At 53.7% G+C, this 13,507-nt stretch carries 12 protein-coding genes; 4 read left to right on the top strand and 8 right to left on the bottom strand.

Annotated features, from left to right (window positions below):
* Nucleotides 1–148 precede the first annotated feature (148 nt).
* Together pcrA and IQ265_RS07905 are read right to left on the bottom strand one after the other, a co-directional pair.
* Complete coding sequence (pcrA, locus tag IQ265_RS07900; RefSeq protein ID WP_194052210.1) at nt 149–2,500, bottom strand: DNA helicase PcrA; 2,352 nt, start codon at nt 2,498–2,500, stop codon at nt 149–151.
* 68 nt (nt 2,501–2,568) lie between these two features.
* Nucleotides 2,569–3,237: an AIM24 family protein gene (locus IQ265_RS07905; RefSeq protein WP_194052211.1), complete on the bottom strand. Its 669-nt coding sequence runs from the start codon at nt 3,235–3,237 to the stop codon at nt 2,569–2,571.
* 280 nt (nt 3,238–3,517) lie between these two features.
* Here IQ265_RS07905 and IQ265_RS07910 point away from each other — a divergent pair, with 280 nt between their 5' ends.
* Genes IQ265_RS07910 through IQ265_RS07920 form a run of 3 tightly spaced genes read left to right on the top strand, consistent with a single transcriptional unit; the run spans nt 3,518 to nt 6,071 of the window.
* The gene (locus tag IQ265_RS07910) at nt 3,518–4,432 is read left to right on the top strand and encodes a glycine betaine ABC transporter substrate-binding protein (RefSeq protein WP_194052212.1); all 915 of its coding nucleotides are present in this window, start codon (nt 3,518–3,520) and stop codon (nt 4,430–4,432) included.
* 44 nt (nt 4,433–4,476) lie between these two features.
* Nucleotides 4,477–5,442 (top strand): ABC transporter ATP-binding protein, encoded by a 966-nt coding sequence (locus tag IQ265_RS07915; RefSeq protein ID WP_194052213.1) that lies wholly within the window; start codon nt 4,477–4,479, stop codon nt 5,440–5,442.
* Entirely contained in the window at nt 5,439–6,071 is a 633-nt protein-coding gene (locus tag IQ265_RS07920) for an ABC transporter permease (RefSeq protein WP_194052216.1), read from the top strand. The genes IQ265_RS07915 and IQ265_RS07920 overlap by 4 nt, the downstream gene beginning before the upstream one ends.
* Before the next feature lie 373 nt (nt 6,072–6,444).
* Here IQ265_RS07920 and IQ265_RS07925 read toward each other — a convergent pair whose 3' ends face one another.
* The 3 genes from IQ265_RS07925 to IQ265_RS07935 form a co-directional block, all read right to left on the bottom strand.
* Nucleotides 6,445–7,950 (bottom strand): sterol desaturase family protein, encoded by a 1,506-nt coding sequence (locus IQ265_RS07925; protein WP_194052218.1) that lies wholly within the window; start codon nt 7,948–7,950, stop codon nt 6,445–6,447.
* 9 nt (nt 7,951–7,959) lie between these two features.
* Entirely contained in the window at nt 7,960–8,409 is a 450-nt protein-coding gene (locus tag IQ265_RS07930) for a MarR family transcriptional regulator (protein ID WP_194052220.1), read from the bottom strand.
* A gap of 233 nt (nt 8,410–8,642) precedes the next feature.
* Nucleotides 8,643–9,212, bottom strand: coding sequence for a TetR/AcrR family transcriptional regulator (locus IQ265_RS07935; protein ID WP_194052222.1), 570 nt, complete (start codon nt 9,210–9,212; stop codon nt 8,643–8,645).
* A 210-nt stretch (nt 9,213–9,422) separates the two neighbouring features.
* Between IQ265_RS07935 and IQ265_RS07940 the strand changes: the two genes are divergently transcribed.
* Complete coding sequence (locus tag IQ265_RS07940; RefSeq protein WP_194052224.1) at nt 9,423–10,412, top strand: Rieske 2Fe-2S domain-containing protein; 990 nt, start codon at nt 9,423–9,425, stop codon at nt 10,410–10,412.
* Between the two features lie 227 nt (nt 10,413–10,639).
* On the opposite strand, the gene IQ265_RS07945 is transcribed toward IQ265_RS07940, so the two are convergent.
* From IQ265_RS07945 to IQ265_RS07955, 3 genes are all read right to left on the bottom strand, one after another.
* A complete protein-coding gene (locus IQ265_RS07945) occupies nt 10,640–11,293 on the bottom strand; it encodes an ABC transporter permease (protein WP_194052226.1) in 654 nt (217 codons plus the stop codon).
* A gap of 68 nt (nt 11,294–11,361) precedes the next feature.
* Nucleotides 11,362–12,429, bottom strand: coding sequence for an ABC transporter ATP-binding protein (locus IQ265_RS07950; protein WP_194052228.1), 1,068 nt, complete (start codon nt 12,427–12,429; stop codon nt 11,362–11,364).
* Between the two features lie 165 nt (nt 12,430–12,594).
* The gene (locus IQ265_RS07955) at nt 12,595–13,482 is read right to left on the bottom strand and encodes a carbohydrate ABC transporter permease (RefSeq protein WP_194052230.1); all 888 of its coding nucleotides are present in this window, start codon (nt 13,480–13,482) and stop codon (nt 12,595–12,597) included.
* Nucleotides 13,483–13,507 lie beyond the last annotated feature (25 nt).

The following is a 13,507-nucleotide window of genomic DNA, read 5'->3' on the forward strand; positions in this document are numbered from 1 at the left end:
AACGGAGGTTAAACCACCTTTTCATGGGTTAACCGGGGCTAAACGCCATAACCTAAGGAAATACACGGAAGATCCCTATGTAGTTTCTTATCCTTGGGTGAGGATTCCGTAACTACCTGAGTATTTATCGGGCGTTGGTGCGGTGAGTCTACTCTGCTCGCTGCAAAGCGGAGATCTTAGGGTCGATAATTTTGCGGCCCTGGCCCTGAAAATAGATGGCTAGGCAAATTTTGTTTCCCGCACCAAAGATGTGGGTGACTTCGCCAGCCCCGTAAGATTTATGCACCACCACATCGCCCACGCTCCAGTCTGACTCGTGGGCACCGCTGCCAGGTTGGGCGGCGGCTTCGCTCTTTTTGCGGGCTTCGCGAATGGGGGTGCTCCACTTTTGGGGCAGACTCAGAGCGCTGTTGCCGCTGATCAGATCGGTGGGCAGCTCGGCTAAAAACAGCGACGGGCTAGCGGGTTCGCGGTTGCCGTAGAGGCGGCGCTCACGGGCGTGGGAGATAAACAACCGCTCTTTGGCGCGGGTGATGCCCACGTAGCAGAGACGGCGCTCTTCTTCGGTGGCGGCGGGGTCTTCCAGCGATCGGTGGTTGGGGAAGAGGCCCTGCTCTAAGCCAACCAGGAACACCACCGGGAACTCCAGCCCCTTGGAGGAGTGCAGAGTCATCAGCGACACGGCCTTGTTGCCCTCTTTGGTGTCGTCAAGGTCAGAGGCGAGGGAGGCATTGGCTAGAAAGGCCAGCAGGGAGGGGTCTTCGTTCTCTTCCTCAAACTGGAGGACGGCGTTGTAAAGCTCCTGCACGTTGCCAAAGCGATCGTCGGCCTCGTCGGTGCCCTCAGCCTTTAGGGCCGCCAGGTAGCCGCTGTCTTCCAGCACGCCCTGAATAATTTCGGAGCCTTTTTGCTCATCGAGGTTTTGGCGGTACTTTTTAATGATGTCGGCAAATTCCAGCACGCCTTTGGCAGAGCGGCCCGCCAGCGTTTTGACTGAGGTTTCGTCGGCCAGAATTTCCCAGAGGGGAATGCCGCCCAGGGTTTGGGTGGCCTGCTCCAGCTTGTCGAGGGTGCCCTTACCCACGCCGCGCCGGGGCACGTTGATGATTCGCTTCAGGCTAACGGTATCGAAGGGGTTGGCGATCGCTCGCAGGTAGGCCAGCACGTCTTTAATCTCGCGGCGATCGTAGAAGCGCAGGCCCCCTACCACCTGGTAGGGAATGCCGTAGCGGGTCAGTACGTCCTCAAAGGCGCGCGACTGGGCGTTGGTGCGGTAGAGAATGGCGAAGTGGCCCCAGTGCAGTTCCGGGTGCTGAGTTTCTAAGTTGCGAATCTGGCTGACCACAAAGTCGGCCTCGGCGGTCTCGTCGTCGGCCCGGTAGCAGTAGATGCTCTCGCCCTCGCCTCGGGTGGCCCGCAGCACCTTGTCGATGCGCTCGGTATTGTTTTCGATCAGGTGGTTGGCGACTTCGAGAATGTTTGAGGTCGAGCGATAGTTCTCCTCCAGCTTCACCATCGAGCGGGTGTCGTCGTCGGGCAGGCCGTCGCCAAAGTCATCCTGAAAGTTCATCAGAATGGTAAAATCGGCAGCTCTAAAGGAATAAATTGATTGATCTGCATCACCAACAACGAAAACAGAGCGGTGGTTCCAGTCTTTGTAGGTAGCGATTGATTCCCCATTGGTGGCCAGCAGGCGAATCAGCTCGTACTGGGTGCGGTTGGTGTCCTGGTACTCGTCGACTAGAATGTGGCGAAAGCGCTTGTGCCAGTAGGCGAGTACCTGCTCATTCTGCTGAAACAGGAACACGGGCATCAAAATCAGATCGTCAAAGTCGAGGGCGTTGTTTTCTGCCAGGGCCTTTTGATAGTGACGGTAGACATCGGCAATCACCCGACCCCGGTAGTTGGGCTGCTCTTTTTCGAGGTCGTCGGGGGTGAGCTTCTGGTTTTTGGCGTTGCTGATTGCAAAGCGCACGGAGCGGGGGTTGAACTTTTTGTCGTCCAGGTTCAGGGTCTGGGTGACGATGGTTTTGACCACGCTCTGGGCATCAGACTCGTCAAAAATTGAGAAGCTCTTGGTCCAGCGGTAACCCGCCGGGTGCTGGTACTTCTCAATGTCAAACCGCAGAATGCGGGCGCAGAGGGCGTGAAAGGTGCCAATCCACAGGTGCTTGGTGATGGTTTTGTAAACCTGAGATTTCAGCTTGGTTTGCTCGTACTGGGGCAGCGCCGAGAGCGATTTGCCGTGGCGGGCCTGGGCATCCTGCTCGGCAAACAGCACCTCAATGCGCTCCTTCATTTCCTTGGCAGCTTTGTTGGTGAAGGTCACCGCCAAAATGTTGTCAGGGTCGGTTTTGTGGGTGAGGACTAGGTTGGCAATGCGGTAGGTGAGGGCGCGCGTTTTGCCCGACCCCGCCCCCGCCACCACCAGCAGCGGCCCACAGTAGTGCTCGACGGCCTGGCGTTGGGCGGGGTTGAGGGGGGCGAGAAAGTCAGTCATTACAGCCGGGTGCGGTTTTTGCCTATCTAGTATGACACTGGCCAAGCGGAAACGATGCCGTGCCGGTTTTAGCTGGCAGTTCTCGCGGCGGCTGCCGCCACCTGACGCAGCAGCAGCACTTGCCAGTAGGGAACTGGGGCAATCAGCACGGTGCCGTTGCCCTCAAAAACATTGACCAAAAACTCGCCGGAGGTCATGGAGCCAACTACTGATTTTGTGGCTTTTTCGACTTTGTAGTTGAGCGCTCCGGTACGGGCGATCGCAAAGTTGCCGTCCACCACCAGCCGCTCCCCGCGCAGTTCCACGGCCTCTACTGGCCCCTGGGCAACCATTACCACCTGGCCTCGGCCCTTTACCTTGGTTTGAAACAGGCCCTCACCACCCGCTAAACCCGTCAACAGCTTGTTGCGCTCAATCGAAACCTCAACACTGCCATCGCTGGCCCAATAGGCCCCTCGATCTAAGATCCACTCTTCGCCCGCCAATTCTAAAATGTGATAGCCCGAGAGCGAGGGCTCTAGATACAGCTCGCCTGTACCGGTGTAGGTGGGGCGAAAAATATTTTCTCCCGTCGCCAGAGACTTCAAAAAGCCGCCCGCTGACGGGGTTTGAGTCTGCATAGTAATCGTGCCGCGCATGTAGTGAAGGGCACCCGATTCAGTACGCACAGTCTCGTTGTTTAAGACAACTTTGACCAGCCGTGAGCCTTCTCGCTCGATAATTTTGAAGTCGGCCATAGGGGTTTACCAGAGCTGGCTCAATCATAGCGCTGCGATCGCCCGTCCCCCCTATCCCCGATAATAGTCACGCTGATGGACAAAGGCGTGGGTACAGATCAAGGTAAGGATAAAACCAAGCTGTTTGGTATCACCACGTTTTTAGTGGGCGTTAGCGCACCCTGGTTCACTAACCCAGCAAAAACCTGACTGGAGGAACCGCGGCCAAAAATCCTGTGATATTCTCAGGGGAACAGCCCGGCGGCTGAGAATTGTGCCCAACGTCAGTTTTTATAACCCTATGAAGTTGTCTCGACGGTGGTTTAACCAGGCCTGCCTGGGGGTAGCGACGGCGCTGGTGGCGGCTGCCTGTGGCGGTGGTGGCAGCGGCGACGGCGGCGACGTGGTCAGCGTTGGCTCCAAAGATTTTACTGAGCAGCTGATCATCGGCGAAATGTACGCCCTGGTGCTAGAAGAAAACGGCTTTACCGTCGAGCGCAAGCTGAATTTGGGCGGCACTCCGGTGGCCCAGGCCGCGATCGAGAGCGGCGAAATTGATCTCTACCCCGAGTACACCGGCACAGCCCTGCTGACAGTGCTCAAGCTGCCCGTAAGCAGCGACCAGCAGGCTGTTTACGACACCGTAAAGCAAGCCTACCAGGAGCAATTCAACCTGGTGTGGCTCGACCCAGCACCGATGAACAATACCCAGGCGCTGGCAATGACCGAGGAGCGTGCCGAGGCGTTGAACATTCGCACCATTTCTGACTTTGCCGCCCAGGCCAGCAACCTGACGCTGATCGGCCCGCCGGAGTTTGAGGTGCGCGAAGACGGGCTGGTGGGGCTACAAGAGGCCTACGGTGGCTTTAGCCTGAAGAGCTACAAGCCCGTCGATGCGGGTTTGCGCTACAAAGGCCTAGTCGACGGCGAAGCCGACGTGGCCGTGGCTTTTGGCACTGACGGTGAAATCAGCGCCTTTAACCTGGTGGTGCTTGAAGACGACGAAGCGCTGTTTCCGCCCTACCAGGTGGCGCCGATTGTGAGTCAGGCGGCGCTAGATGCCAACCCGGGCATTGCCGAGGCTCTCAACCAGGTGTCGCCCCTGCTCAACGATGACGTAATGCGCCAGCTCAACTATGAAGTGAGCGGCAACCAGCGCGAGCCGGCGGATGTCGCCCGCGAGTTTTTGGTCGATGCAGGCCTAGTGACGGAGTAGCTTGCTTAGCCGTCCCTAATAATTCCCCCAGCCGAAAAACACCCATGGGCACCATTCAGTTTGACGATGTTTCGCTGCGGTTTGCCGGGGGTGCGCGCCCGGCGGTAAACCGAGTCACCTGCCAGGTCAACTCGGGGGAAATCGTGGTGATTTTGGGGCCATCGGGCTGCGGCAAAACCACGCTGCTCAAGATGGTCAACCGCCTCTACGAGCCGACCGGGGGCAACATCTTTCTCGATGGGGTGAATATTCGCAAGATCAAGGCCACCAAGCTGCGACAGCAGATTGGCTACGTGATTCAGCAGTCGGGCCTGTTTCCGCACATGACGGTGGCGGACAATGTGGCGGTGGTGCCCAAGCTGCTGGGCTGGGGTAAACCCCAAATTCAGGCCCGCATCGATGAGCTGCTGGAGCTGGTGAAGCTGCCGCCGGGAGAGTTTCGCGATCGCTACCCCGCCCAGCTCTCCGGCGGGCAGCAGCAGCGGGTGGGCATTGCTCGGGCACTGGCGGGCAACCCCGGCATTATGCTGATGGATGAACCGTTTGGGGCCATTGATGCAATCACCCGCACCGCCCTACAAAACGAAATTTTGCGCCTTCAAAGCCAGCTCAAGAAAACGATTCTGTTTGTCTCCCACGACGTGGAAGAGGCCCTGCGCCTGGCCGATCGCATTTTGGTGATGCGGTTGGGCGAAGTGGTGCAGTTTGACACCCCCTTTAACCTGCTGACCCAACCCGCCGATGAGTTTGTCTACAACCTGCTGGGGGCCGACGATATGGTACGCCAGCTCGGTCTGCTGCGGGTTGGCGCGGCGATGATGGCCCTGCCGCCCAACTACAGCAACGGCCACAACCCTACACTTTCGCATCTGGACAGCCTGCGGGATGCGCTGTCGCTGATTCTGAAAACCGGGGCTCCGGCGCTTACCGTACTGGAGGAAGGCAACCCGGTGGGGTTGCTCACCCTCGACCACATTCGCGAGTCGGCGGTGGCGGGGAACGGGCGATGAGCTACCTGCTGAGTAACCCTGGCGAGGTGCTGACCCTGCTGCTGCAACACCTGCGAATGACGGGAATTTCGCTGGGCATTGCGATCGCCCTCGCTGTTCCCTTGGCGCTCGTGGTCATGCGGCTGCGCTGGCTGGCGGTGCCCGTTTTGGGCGGGTTGGGCGTGCTCTACACCATTCCCAGCCTGGCGCTGATTATTTTTTTGGTGCCCCTGTTTGGCCTCAATGCCACCTCGGTGATTGTGGCAATGGTGCTCTACACCCAGGTGATTTTGGTGCGCAACCTGACGGTGGGCTTGGCGGGCATTAACCCCGCCGTGCTGGAGGCGGCGCGAGGCATGGGTATGAGCGTAAACCAGCGATGGTGGCGGGTGCAGGTGCCCCTGGTGCTGCCGGTGTTTTTGGCCGGGGTGAGAATTTCGGCAATTGTCGCCATTGCGATCGCCACGATTGGGGCCAAGTTCAACGCTGGCGGCTTGGGCAAGCTGCTGTTCGACGGCATCCAGACTAACCGCTATGACAAGATTGTGGCGGGKGCGATCGCGGTGGCCATTCTAGCCCTAGTCATCAACGGGCTGCTGCTGGCCCTAGAGCACTACGCCCAACCTCAGCGACGACTGAAGCATGAGTAGTAAGACAGCAGTTACGGCTTGCGAAGTCACTATCTCTATAATCCGCCATGGCAGGGCAGTTATAGCCATCGCCAGGACAGTTAGGACATGCCAGAGCTTCTGGAGCGATGGCTATACGCCAGTTCGCCGCCCCAGTTTTCGCCAATGGCGGTTACTGATGTCCTAAGCGAACTGGCCACCGCTATATATGGAAACTGTCGGCATAATAAATCGTTAGACCGTCTTTTGTAAGCCGTTACAGAATTGGTAAATCGCGAATATTTGAGAGCCAATTATGCAAATAGTATTCAATTTTGGTTTTCGAGAGCAGCCACATTAGAACCACATCCAGAATCAGTAAGCAGTAGAAATCAAATAGGACTTACTGAAAGGATTAGTTAAAAAATCTAACATGTCCATCAGCGAAATCTTCCTCATGGAGGCATTTTGCATCAACTCCCAAGTCTTTCAAATAGACTTTAATTGTTCTTTTGAACCCAGCAGGACCGCAGATATATACTTCTGGGCTAATCTGATTTTGAAGGGACTGAGCAAGAATATCTTGATCCAATCGTCTTTGACCACTGATAAAATATAAAGCTGAAAAATTATCATACCTATCGCTAAGATCCTTGATTTCCTGGGAGAAGATCGTTCCTTCTCTGCTTTTATTAGCATATAGTAGGACCACCCTACTGTTTTTTTCCTTTGCCAGAATCGACCTGACCATCGAATGAATAGGTGTAATGCCACTGCCCCCAGCAATCATTAAATAATTTTTACTTTCGCTAGGGTTGAGCCATACATTAAATTGTCCCCAGGGATACAAAGCCTGAATTTCATCCCCAACTTTGGCCTCATTCCTTAGGTAAGTAGTCACCACACTGTGCTGCTTCACCGTAATTCGTAAAAAATTATCTATTACAGGAGAACTGCTAAGAGAGAAAATACGCTCATATACTTTACCTCTAACTTTGATGCAGAGATTGATATGTTGCCCTGGTAGATAATTATAGAAGTTTTCGTCTTCAGGCTCAAAATAAATTGAGGTGGCTTCGTGAGTCTCAGGTATAATCTTGGAAATCTTGATTGTTCTGTATATTGAATTATCAACGATTCTTGCTGAATTTTTACGGTTTTTTACCTGACTTACAGTCCGGTCATAGTCATCAAACTCTGTGCCGAAAAAAAGATCCCAGAATCTTAGAGATAGCCCATAGTTGCCGTTGTATCTCGTATGGTGCTGATTGTGATGGGTACTGTTAACCAGGTATTTTAGGGGTGTTCTTTCAAAGAACTTTGGATAAAATTCATAGCCAAGATGAGATTTGAGATTATTTAACAAACCTACGGCCAGATTAATTCCAATGGCTAAAGTACTGACCGGAAACAAGAAAATCGAAATATAAACCCACCCCGAAAGAATTAAAGGCTCTAGGAAGTGAAACGACAGCGTGGTGTAAGGAGTGACATCCAAGCTTTGATGATGAACCGCGTGAATATACCTGTAAAGTGCTGGATGGTGAAGCCCTCTATGGGCAAAGTAAAACCAAGCATCGCCTATAATCCACAGTATTACCACGTTGAAAATTAGATATCCAAGCCCGTACTGACTGGGATCAGTATAGATTTTGGTGTAACCCATTTGCTGCAAGATAAGCACAATGGGAGTTGTGAACAGACCTGCCAGCACTACAATTGCGCTGTTTTTGATTTCTTGCCGAATCTGCACCGAGCCAGCGCGTTTAACAGGTTGAATGCGGAAACGCTTAAACTTAGAAGCAAAGACTTTCCAGACAAGGAAGTAAACAATCGTTATCACCAGCATTTGAGATACAAACGACTGAAGAAAACTCTGAACAACAGATTCAAGAAACTGATAAATTTGCTGCGGATCCATCTTAGTTATTTACAAGTGGTTTTGGTTGATTTCCTGAAGCGTAGCAATCAGTTCTCTGGTGTGATTTACACCAAAAAAGACCTCATTGGCCTTCCCGAGTACCATAGCCGTATCTTTTGCTGTGACTATGCCTGCCTCGGTTATTTCAACTTTCTTAGCTCGTGGGTCAGAAGCCGTTTGGCGCGTTATCCACTGCTTCTTTTCTAGGCTTTTCAAGATCTTGGAGGTGTTCATCATTGAACCTCCTGTCACCCGAGCTACATCAACTTGAGTAACTTCACTGAGCCTTGCGGACAATTGCAAGATTGAGATGAGGTGAAAACACTCTCCCTGGCTGGCATTAAACTCCTTGAGCTGTTGGTTGACGTACTTTTCCCATTTATTCGACAACTGCCAAATTAGAAACCCAGCAAAATCCTCCGGGTTAGGCGCGTTTACGAATAGTTGATCGATGCTCACGATTGTCTCCTCGTTTAATATAAACTAGTTTACTATAAACAGTCAAGACTTGCTTTCAAACGTAGTTGTTTGCGCTGAGATGGGGTCTAACTCTGCGCTGAAGCGGCAAATAGAACTTTTGTACTGTGTCTCTAGCGTTCCTGTCGCCGCTTATCTTTGTCGTTATGTGGCTTCCTTTCTGGAGTAGGGTAGCAACCTAAATCTTATCCGTCGGGGTTCGGTTGAGTCATTAATTAGGAGTGCCTTATACCCGCCAGAATAAATGAGGTCGCCTCTTCTATGTGTTCTTCAATCATTTCTGAACTTAGACGGTCAACATTTGGCACTAGATGTTTCCAATTTTCATGCACAGTAAAGTAGAACAGGCAAACGCTCAAGATATAAGTTAGAGCCAAAAACGGTTTAAGAGGGCGAAAACATCCTTCCGCCATGCCTTGCTCTAGAATCTTGAGTAAATACTCATGCAGGCACAAAACGTTACACTCTTTAAAGTAAATTCCTTGATTTTGGCTTGCCTCTTGAAACCACAGCATTTGCCGTTGCGGGTTTTTAGCCTCATTTGTGATCGCGATCCGAATGATTTGCTTCAAGGCTTCATCAGGAGATAAACCATCAAAATTTAACTCTCCAAGCGTGGATTGGACTTCATCGATTGGGCGTTGTAGAACGGCCTTGTACAAATTTTCCTTATTTTCAAAGTAGTAGTGAAGTGATGCAGTTGTGACTTGAGCGAGATCCGCGATCGCACTCAGCCGTGCGCCACTTAAGCCATGCCGCGAAAATTCTTGCTCTGCGGCATCCAAAATTCGCTGCTGTGTGAGTTGGGCATCACGAACAGCGTGGGTGGATTTTGCGTCTCGTTTACTGGGTCGAGTCACGACATTCTAATAAAATTTTTGCCTTTCCATCGTAGCAAGGAGTCTGCCAAGCCGAAGACATCCAATCCTCGGCTTGACGGAAGGACAAGGATTCGATAAACTTACTAATTAATTAGTAAGTAGTTACAAGCAGTCATGAATCAATTGCAAGGCGCACCGTGGCTTTTGGCGCATCGTTCCATGCTGAAGCCCAATCAACCGATGAAAATTTCACTATTGGGTAATGATTACGTTCTTTGGCAAGACAGCCATGGCAACATCAATGCCTTGCCAAATGCTTGTCCTCATATGGGTGCAATGCTATCTGAGGGTTGGTGTGTGACTCAAGCTGATGGCAGTAGTGAGATCGCTTGTCCCTTTCATGCCTTGAAATTTGACAGTTTAGGCTGCACTGTTCTACCAGGATCGAATAAACAGACCAAATCGCTTTTGCAGCCGCTGGAATTAATTATCCAGGGGGATTTTATTTGGTCATACGGCAGCTATGAGCCGAAAATCCCAATTCCTGCAATTATGAATGAGATTGCCACAGAATACGAGTTTATTGGTGTGACAGGAGAACGCAGCATTCCAACCGACCTTTTGAGCTTGCTACTCAACATGCACGACTATAATCACCAAAACGGCACTCATCGAGAATTATTTGAGATTGAAGAAGTGCAAATGAAACAGTTCATTGATGAGGGGTTGCATTCTCATGCATATTTGTCACAACCCCGCAAACAACCTACATTGCGTGACATCTTAAGAAACCCTGCTCAGCTTGCGATGCCAAAGGTGCTAGAGGCACATCTAGAAAACTTTTTTCCGTTCATGGGATTGTTGCATGGTGAAGATAAGCTATTGAGCCTTAAGGAATGTCACTTTTATCTTCCAGAAGCCGAGCGGCAATCTCGTGTATTTGTGTTGATGTATATAAAGGCACATTCCCCGATTGCACATTTGCTTAAAAGTAATCTGCTTAAGTTGATCGATGTAGTTGTGGATCAAGATGCAAGGATTTTAGAAAGGATCTATGCGAATGCACCACAGCGTATAAAGCTAAATAATGAAATAGGAATGGATTGGGTACGACGAAATTTTGAGAGCTTTCCAGCAGTCGTCGAACCCAATCTATCCCGGTAATTGCTAGCCACGTAACAACGTCTATGCACGCCGACCGTTGAGAGTTGATTGGTATGATGCAAAGGTTATCTGCGGCGGGTGATGGGCGACGTCATGCAGAAGCTTCATCAATACTGATAGCTAGACTTAATTGTGCGTTTGCTGCGTGCCTGTTTGTGTGACTGAAACAGAACGTTGTCAAAGCAGGACTGACCCATGACTACTGAATCCGTAACGCTGAGTTAACCCTACGCCGATCGCACCCCCGGAGCCTGCGCGGCTCGCTGCACTGCACTCAGACCCAGCTCCGCCAGCAGCGCCAGCAGCGCCACGGGTACCGCCCCCACCAGCAAAATCGCCGGGTCGTAGGCGGCAAAACCCAGCACAATAAAGGCCCCTAGCCCACCAGCGCCCACAAAGGCCGCCAGGGTAGCGCTGGCGATCACCTCCACCGTGGCGGTTTTGATGCCCGCAACAATCACCGGCAGCGCCAGGGGAATTTCGACGGTTTTGAGAATGTCGGCGGGGGGCATACCCATGCCCGTGGCGGCCTCGCGAATGGCGGGGCTAATGTTGCGAAACGCCACGTCAGTGCTGATTAGAATCGGCGGCATTACCAGCAGCGTGAGGGCCAGCACGGCTGACGAAAAGCTCAGGCCCAGCACCGGCACCGCCAAAAACAGCACCGCCAGGCTGGGTATCACCCGCAGTGCATTGAAGCTGTTGAGCATGACGGTAGAAACGACCCGCGATCGCGCACTCCACAGCCCCAGCGGTAGCCCCACCAGCAGCCCAATCGCCAGGGGCACCGCCACCAGCAGCAGGTGTTGTTGCAGGGCGGTGAGAATGCGATCGCTGTTGTCCAGCGCGTACTGGTAAGCATTTTGCAGAGTCGGTAGCATCGGCTAGACCTGGGGCACCATAGTCCTTACCTTATCTCGAGTTTGGTACAAGCACAGTGTCAAAGAATTCATGCGCTAAGCCGCTGTTCGGTTTCACCGTCGAACCAGTGGATAGTTTCTGGCGGCAGAGCCAGGGTTAAATTCTCTCTGCTCCAGGTGGCATCGGCGGGGAGAATGGCGCGGAGGCTGAGGCTCGGGTCGCCCTGCACCTTAAGGCTGACCAGGTCATGCATACCCAGGTTCTCGACCAGAAACACGTTGCCCGTAACAGTCAAGGCATCGCCTGGGCGGGGCAGCCGCAGGTGCTCAGGGCGAATGCCAAGAATGACTGAGGAAGAATGGACCCCAGCGGGCAGCGGTACCCGAAAATTGCCCAGCACCACATCATTGCCGGTGCGGCTTAGGGGAAACAGGTTCATTTGAGGGCTGCCGATGAAGCTGGCCACAAATCGGTTGGCGGGGGTTTTGTAGATCTCGTGGGGGTGGCCCAGCTGCTGCAAATAGCCGTTGCTCAGCACCGCCACCTTGGTCGAGAGGGTCATGGCCTCGGTCTGGTCGTGGGTGACATAGACAATGGGCGATTTTTGGTCGGCAAAAATTTGTTTCAGGTCGGCCCGCACCTGCTCACGCAGCAGGGCATCCAGGTTGCTGAGGGGTTCATCGAGCAAAAACACGTCGGGGTTGCGCACCAGGGCGCGGGCCAGGGCCACCCGCTGTCGCTGACCACCTGAGAGCTTGGCCGGCTTGCGATCAAGTAGTGGGTCGAGGCCCAGCACCCCAGACGCCTCCTGCACTCGCTTTTGAATGTCGCCCGCTGGCAGATGGCGCAGCTTCAGCCCTGAGGCGATGTTCTCGCCCACCGTCATGTGGGGGTAGAGGGCGTAGCTCTGAAATACCATGGCGATATTGCGATCGCCCGGTGCTAGGCGGCTAACATCGCGATCGCCAATCAGCACCCGGCCCTCGGTGGGCTGATCTAGCCCCGCAATCATCCGCAAAATCGTCGATTTGCCGCAGCCCGATGGCCCCACCAGCGTCAAAAACTCGTTGTCTTCTACTGTCAGATTGAGCCTCTTAACCGGCACAATGTCGCGGCTGTAGGCTTTGGTGAGGTCTTGCAGTTCGAGTTTAGCCATGATGTTAGGAGTGGATGGGTGGGCGGGTAGATGAGTGAGGGGGTGGATGGGTGGACGCGTGGGCGGGTGGGTGGGAGCGCGGGCGGGTGGGCGGGTGGTAGGGACGGCAGAGAAACTAGCAGTATTTAGTTCACCTACTCATCCACCCGCCCACCCACTACCCGCCTACCCCTTCACTGAGCCTGAGGTGAGACCCTGCACAATGCGGCGCTGGAAGAACAGCACCAGCAGCACCAGGGGCAGGGTGCCAACCACCGTGGCCGCCGCCAAAGGGCCGTAGGGCACATCAAACAGGGTGGTGCCGCCGAGCTGGGCGGCGGCGACGGGGATGGTTTTCATCTCTTCGCGGGTCATGAAGGTGAGGGCAAACAGGTACTCATTCCAGGCGAAGATAAAGGCCAGAATGCCGGTGGTGACCAGGGCGGGCAGCGTCATGGGCAGCACAATGCGCCCTAGCATTTGCAGGGTGTTGTAGCCATCTACGCGGGCCGAATCTTCTAAATCTCTGGGCAGCTGCTGAAAGAAACTGCGCATGACCAGAATGGTCAGAGGCAGGTTGATGGCGGTGTAGGGAATAATCAGCGCCAGGTAGTTGTTGGCCAGCCCAAAGGCCCGCACCACTTCGAGCAGGCCCAAAAACAGCAAAATGTAGGGAAACAGCGTGACCACCAGCACCAGGGCCAAAATCACCTGCTCTCCCGGAATCCGCAGGCGAGCCAGGGCGTAGGCCGCAGGCGACCCCAGCGCCAGACACAGCAGCGTCGAAACAATCGCCACCAGAGCGCTGTTGAACATGTAAACGTAAAACTGGTTGCGCCGAAATAGATCTAGGTAGTGATCAAAGGTGAGCTGGTTGAGGCCAGGAAGGTACACCACCGAGTCGGCGGTGATGGCGGCGTTGGTTTTAATCGAGGTCAGCACCTGCCACAGCACCGGGGCCAGGCTGAAGAGGACCGTAAAAGCGATCGCCACCCACAGCAGCACCCGCATCCAGGGAATGCCGCGATCGCGGGATTGAGAAGGAGCAGGGGTGGTTTGAGGAACGGTGGTCATGGGGATTTTAGATTGCGGATTTTTG

Source organism: Nodosilinea sp. LEGE 06152 (assembly GCF_015207525.1).
GTDB lineage: Bacteria > Cyanobacteriota > Cyanobacteriia > Phormidesmidales > Phormidesmidaceae > Nodosilinea.

Bases quoted from the DNA above. Each gene is read 5' to 3' on its own strand.
- pcrA (WP_194052210.1), bottom strand. From the start codon at position 2,500: ATGACTGACTTTCTCGCCCCCCTCAACCCCGCCCAACGCCAGGCCGTC.
- IQ265_RS07905 (WP_194052211.1), bottom strand. From the start codon at position 3,237: ATGGCCGACTTCAAAATTATCGAGCGAGAAGGCTCACGGCTGGTCAAA.
- IQ265_RS07910 (WP_194052212.1), top strand. From the start codon at position 3,518: ATGAAGTTGTCTCGACGGTGGTTTAACCAGGCCTGCCTGGGGGTAGCG.
- IQ265_RS07915 (WP_194052213.1), top strand. From the start codon at position 4,477: ATGGGCACCATTCAGTTTGACGATGTTTCGCTGCGGTTTGCCGGGGGT.
- IQ265_RS07925 (WP_194052218.1), bottom strand. From the start codon at position 7,950: ATGGATCCGCAGCAAATTTATCAGTTTCTTGAATCTGTTGTTCAGAGT.
- IQ265_RS07940 (WP_194052224.1), top strand. From the start codon at position 9,423: ATGAATCAATTGCAAGGCGCACCGTGGCTTTTGGCGCATCGTTCCATG.
- IQ265_RS07945 (WP_194052226.1), bottom strand. From the start codon at position 11,293: ATGCTACCGACTCTGCAAAATGCTTACCAGTACGCGCTGGACAACAGC.
- IQ265_RS07950 (WP_194052228.1), bottom strand. From the start codon at position 12,429: ATGGCTAAACTCGAACTGCAAGACCTCACCAAAGCCTACAGCCGCGAC.
- IQ265_RS07955 (WP_194052230.1), bottom strand. From the start codon at position 13,482: ATGACCACCGTTCCTCAAACCACCCCTGCTCCTTCTCAATCCCGCGAT.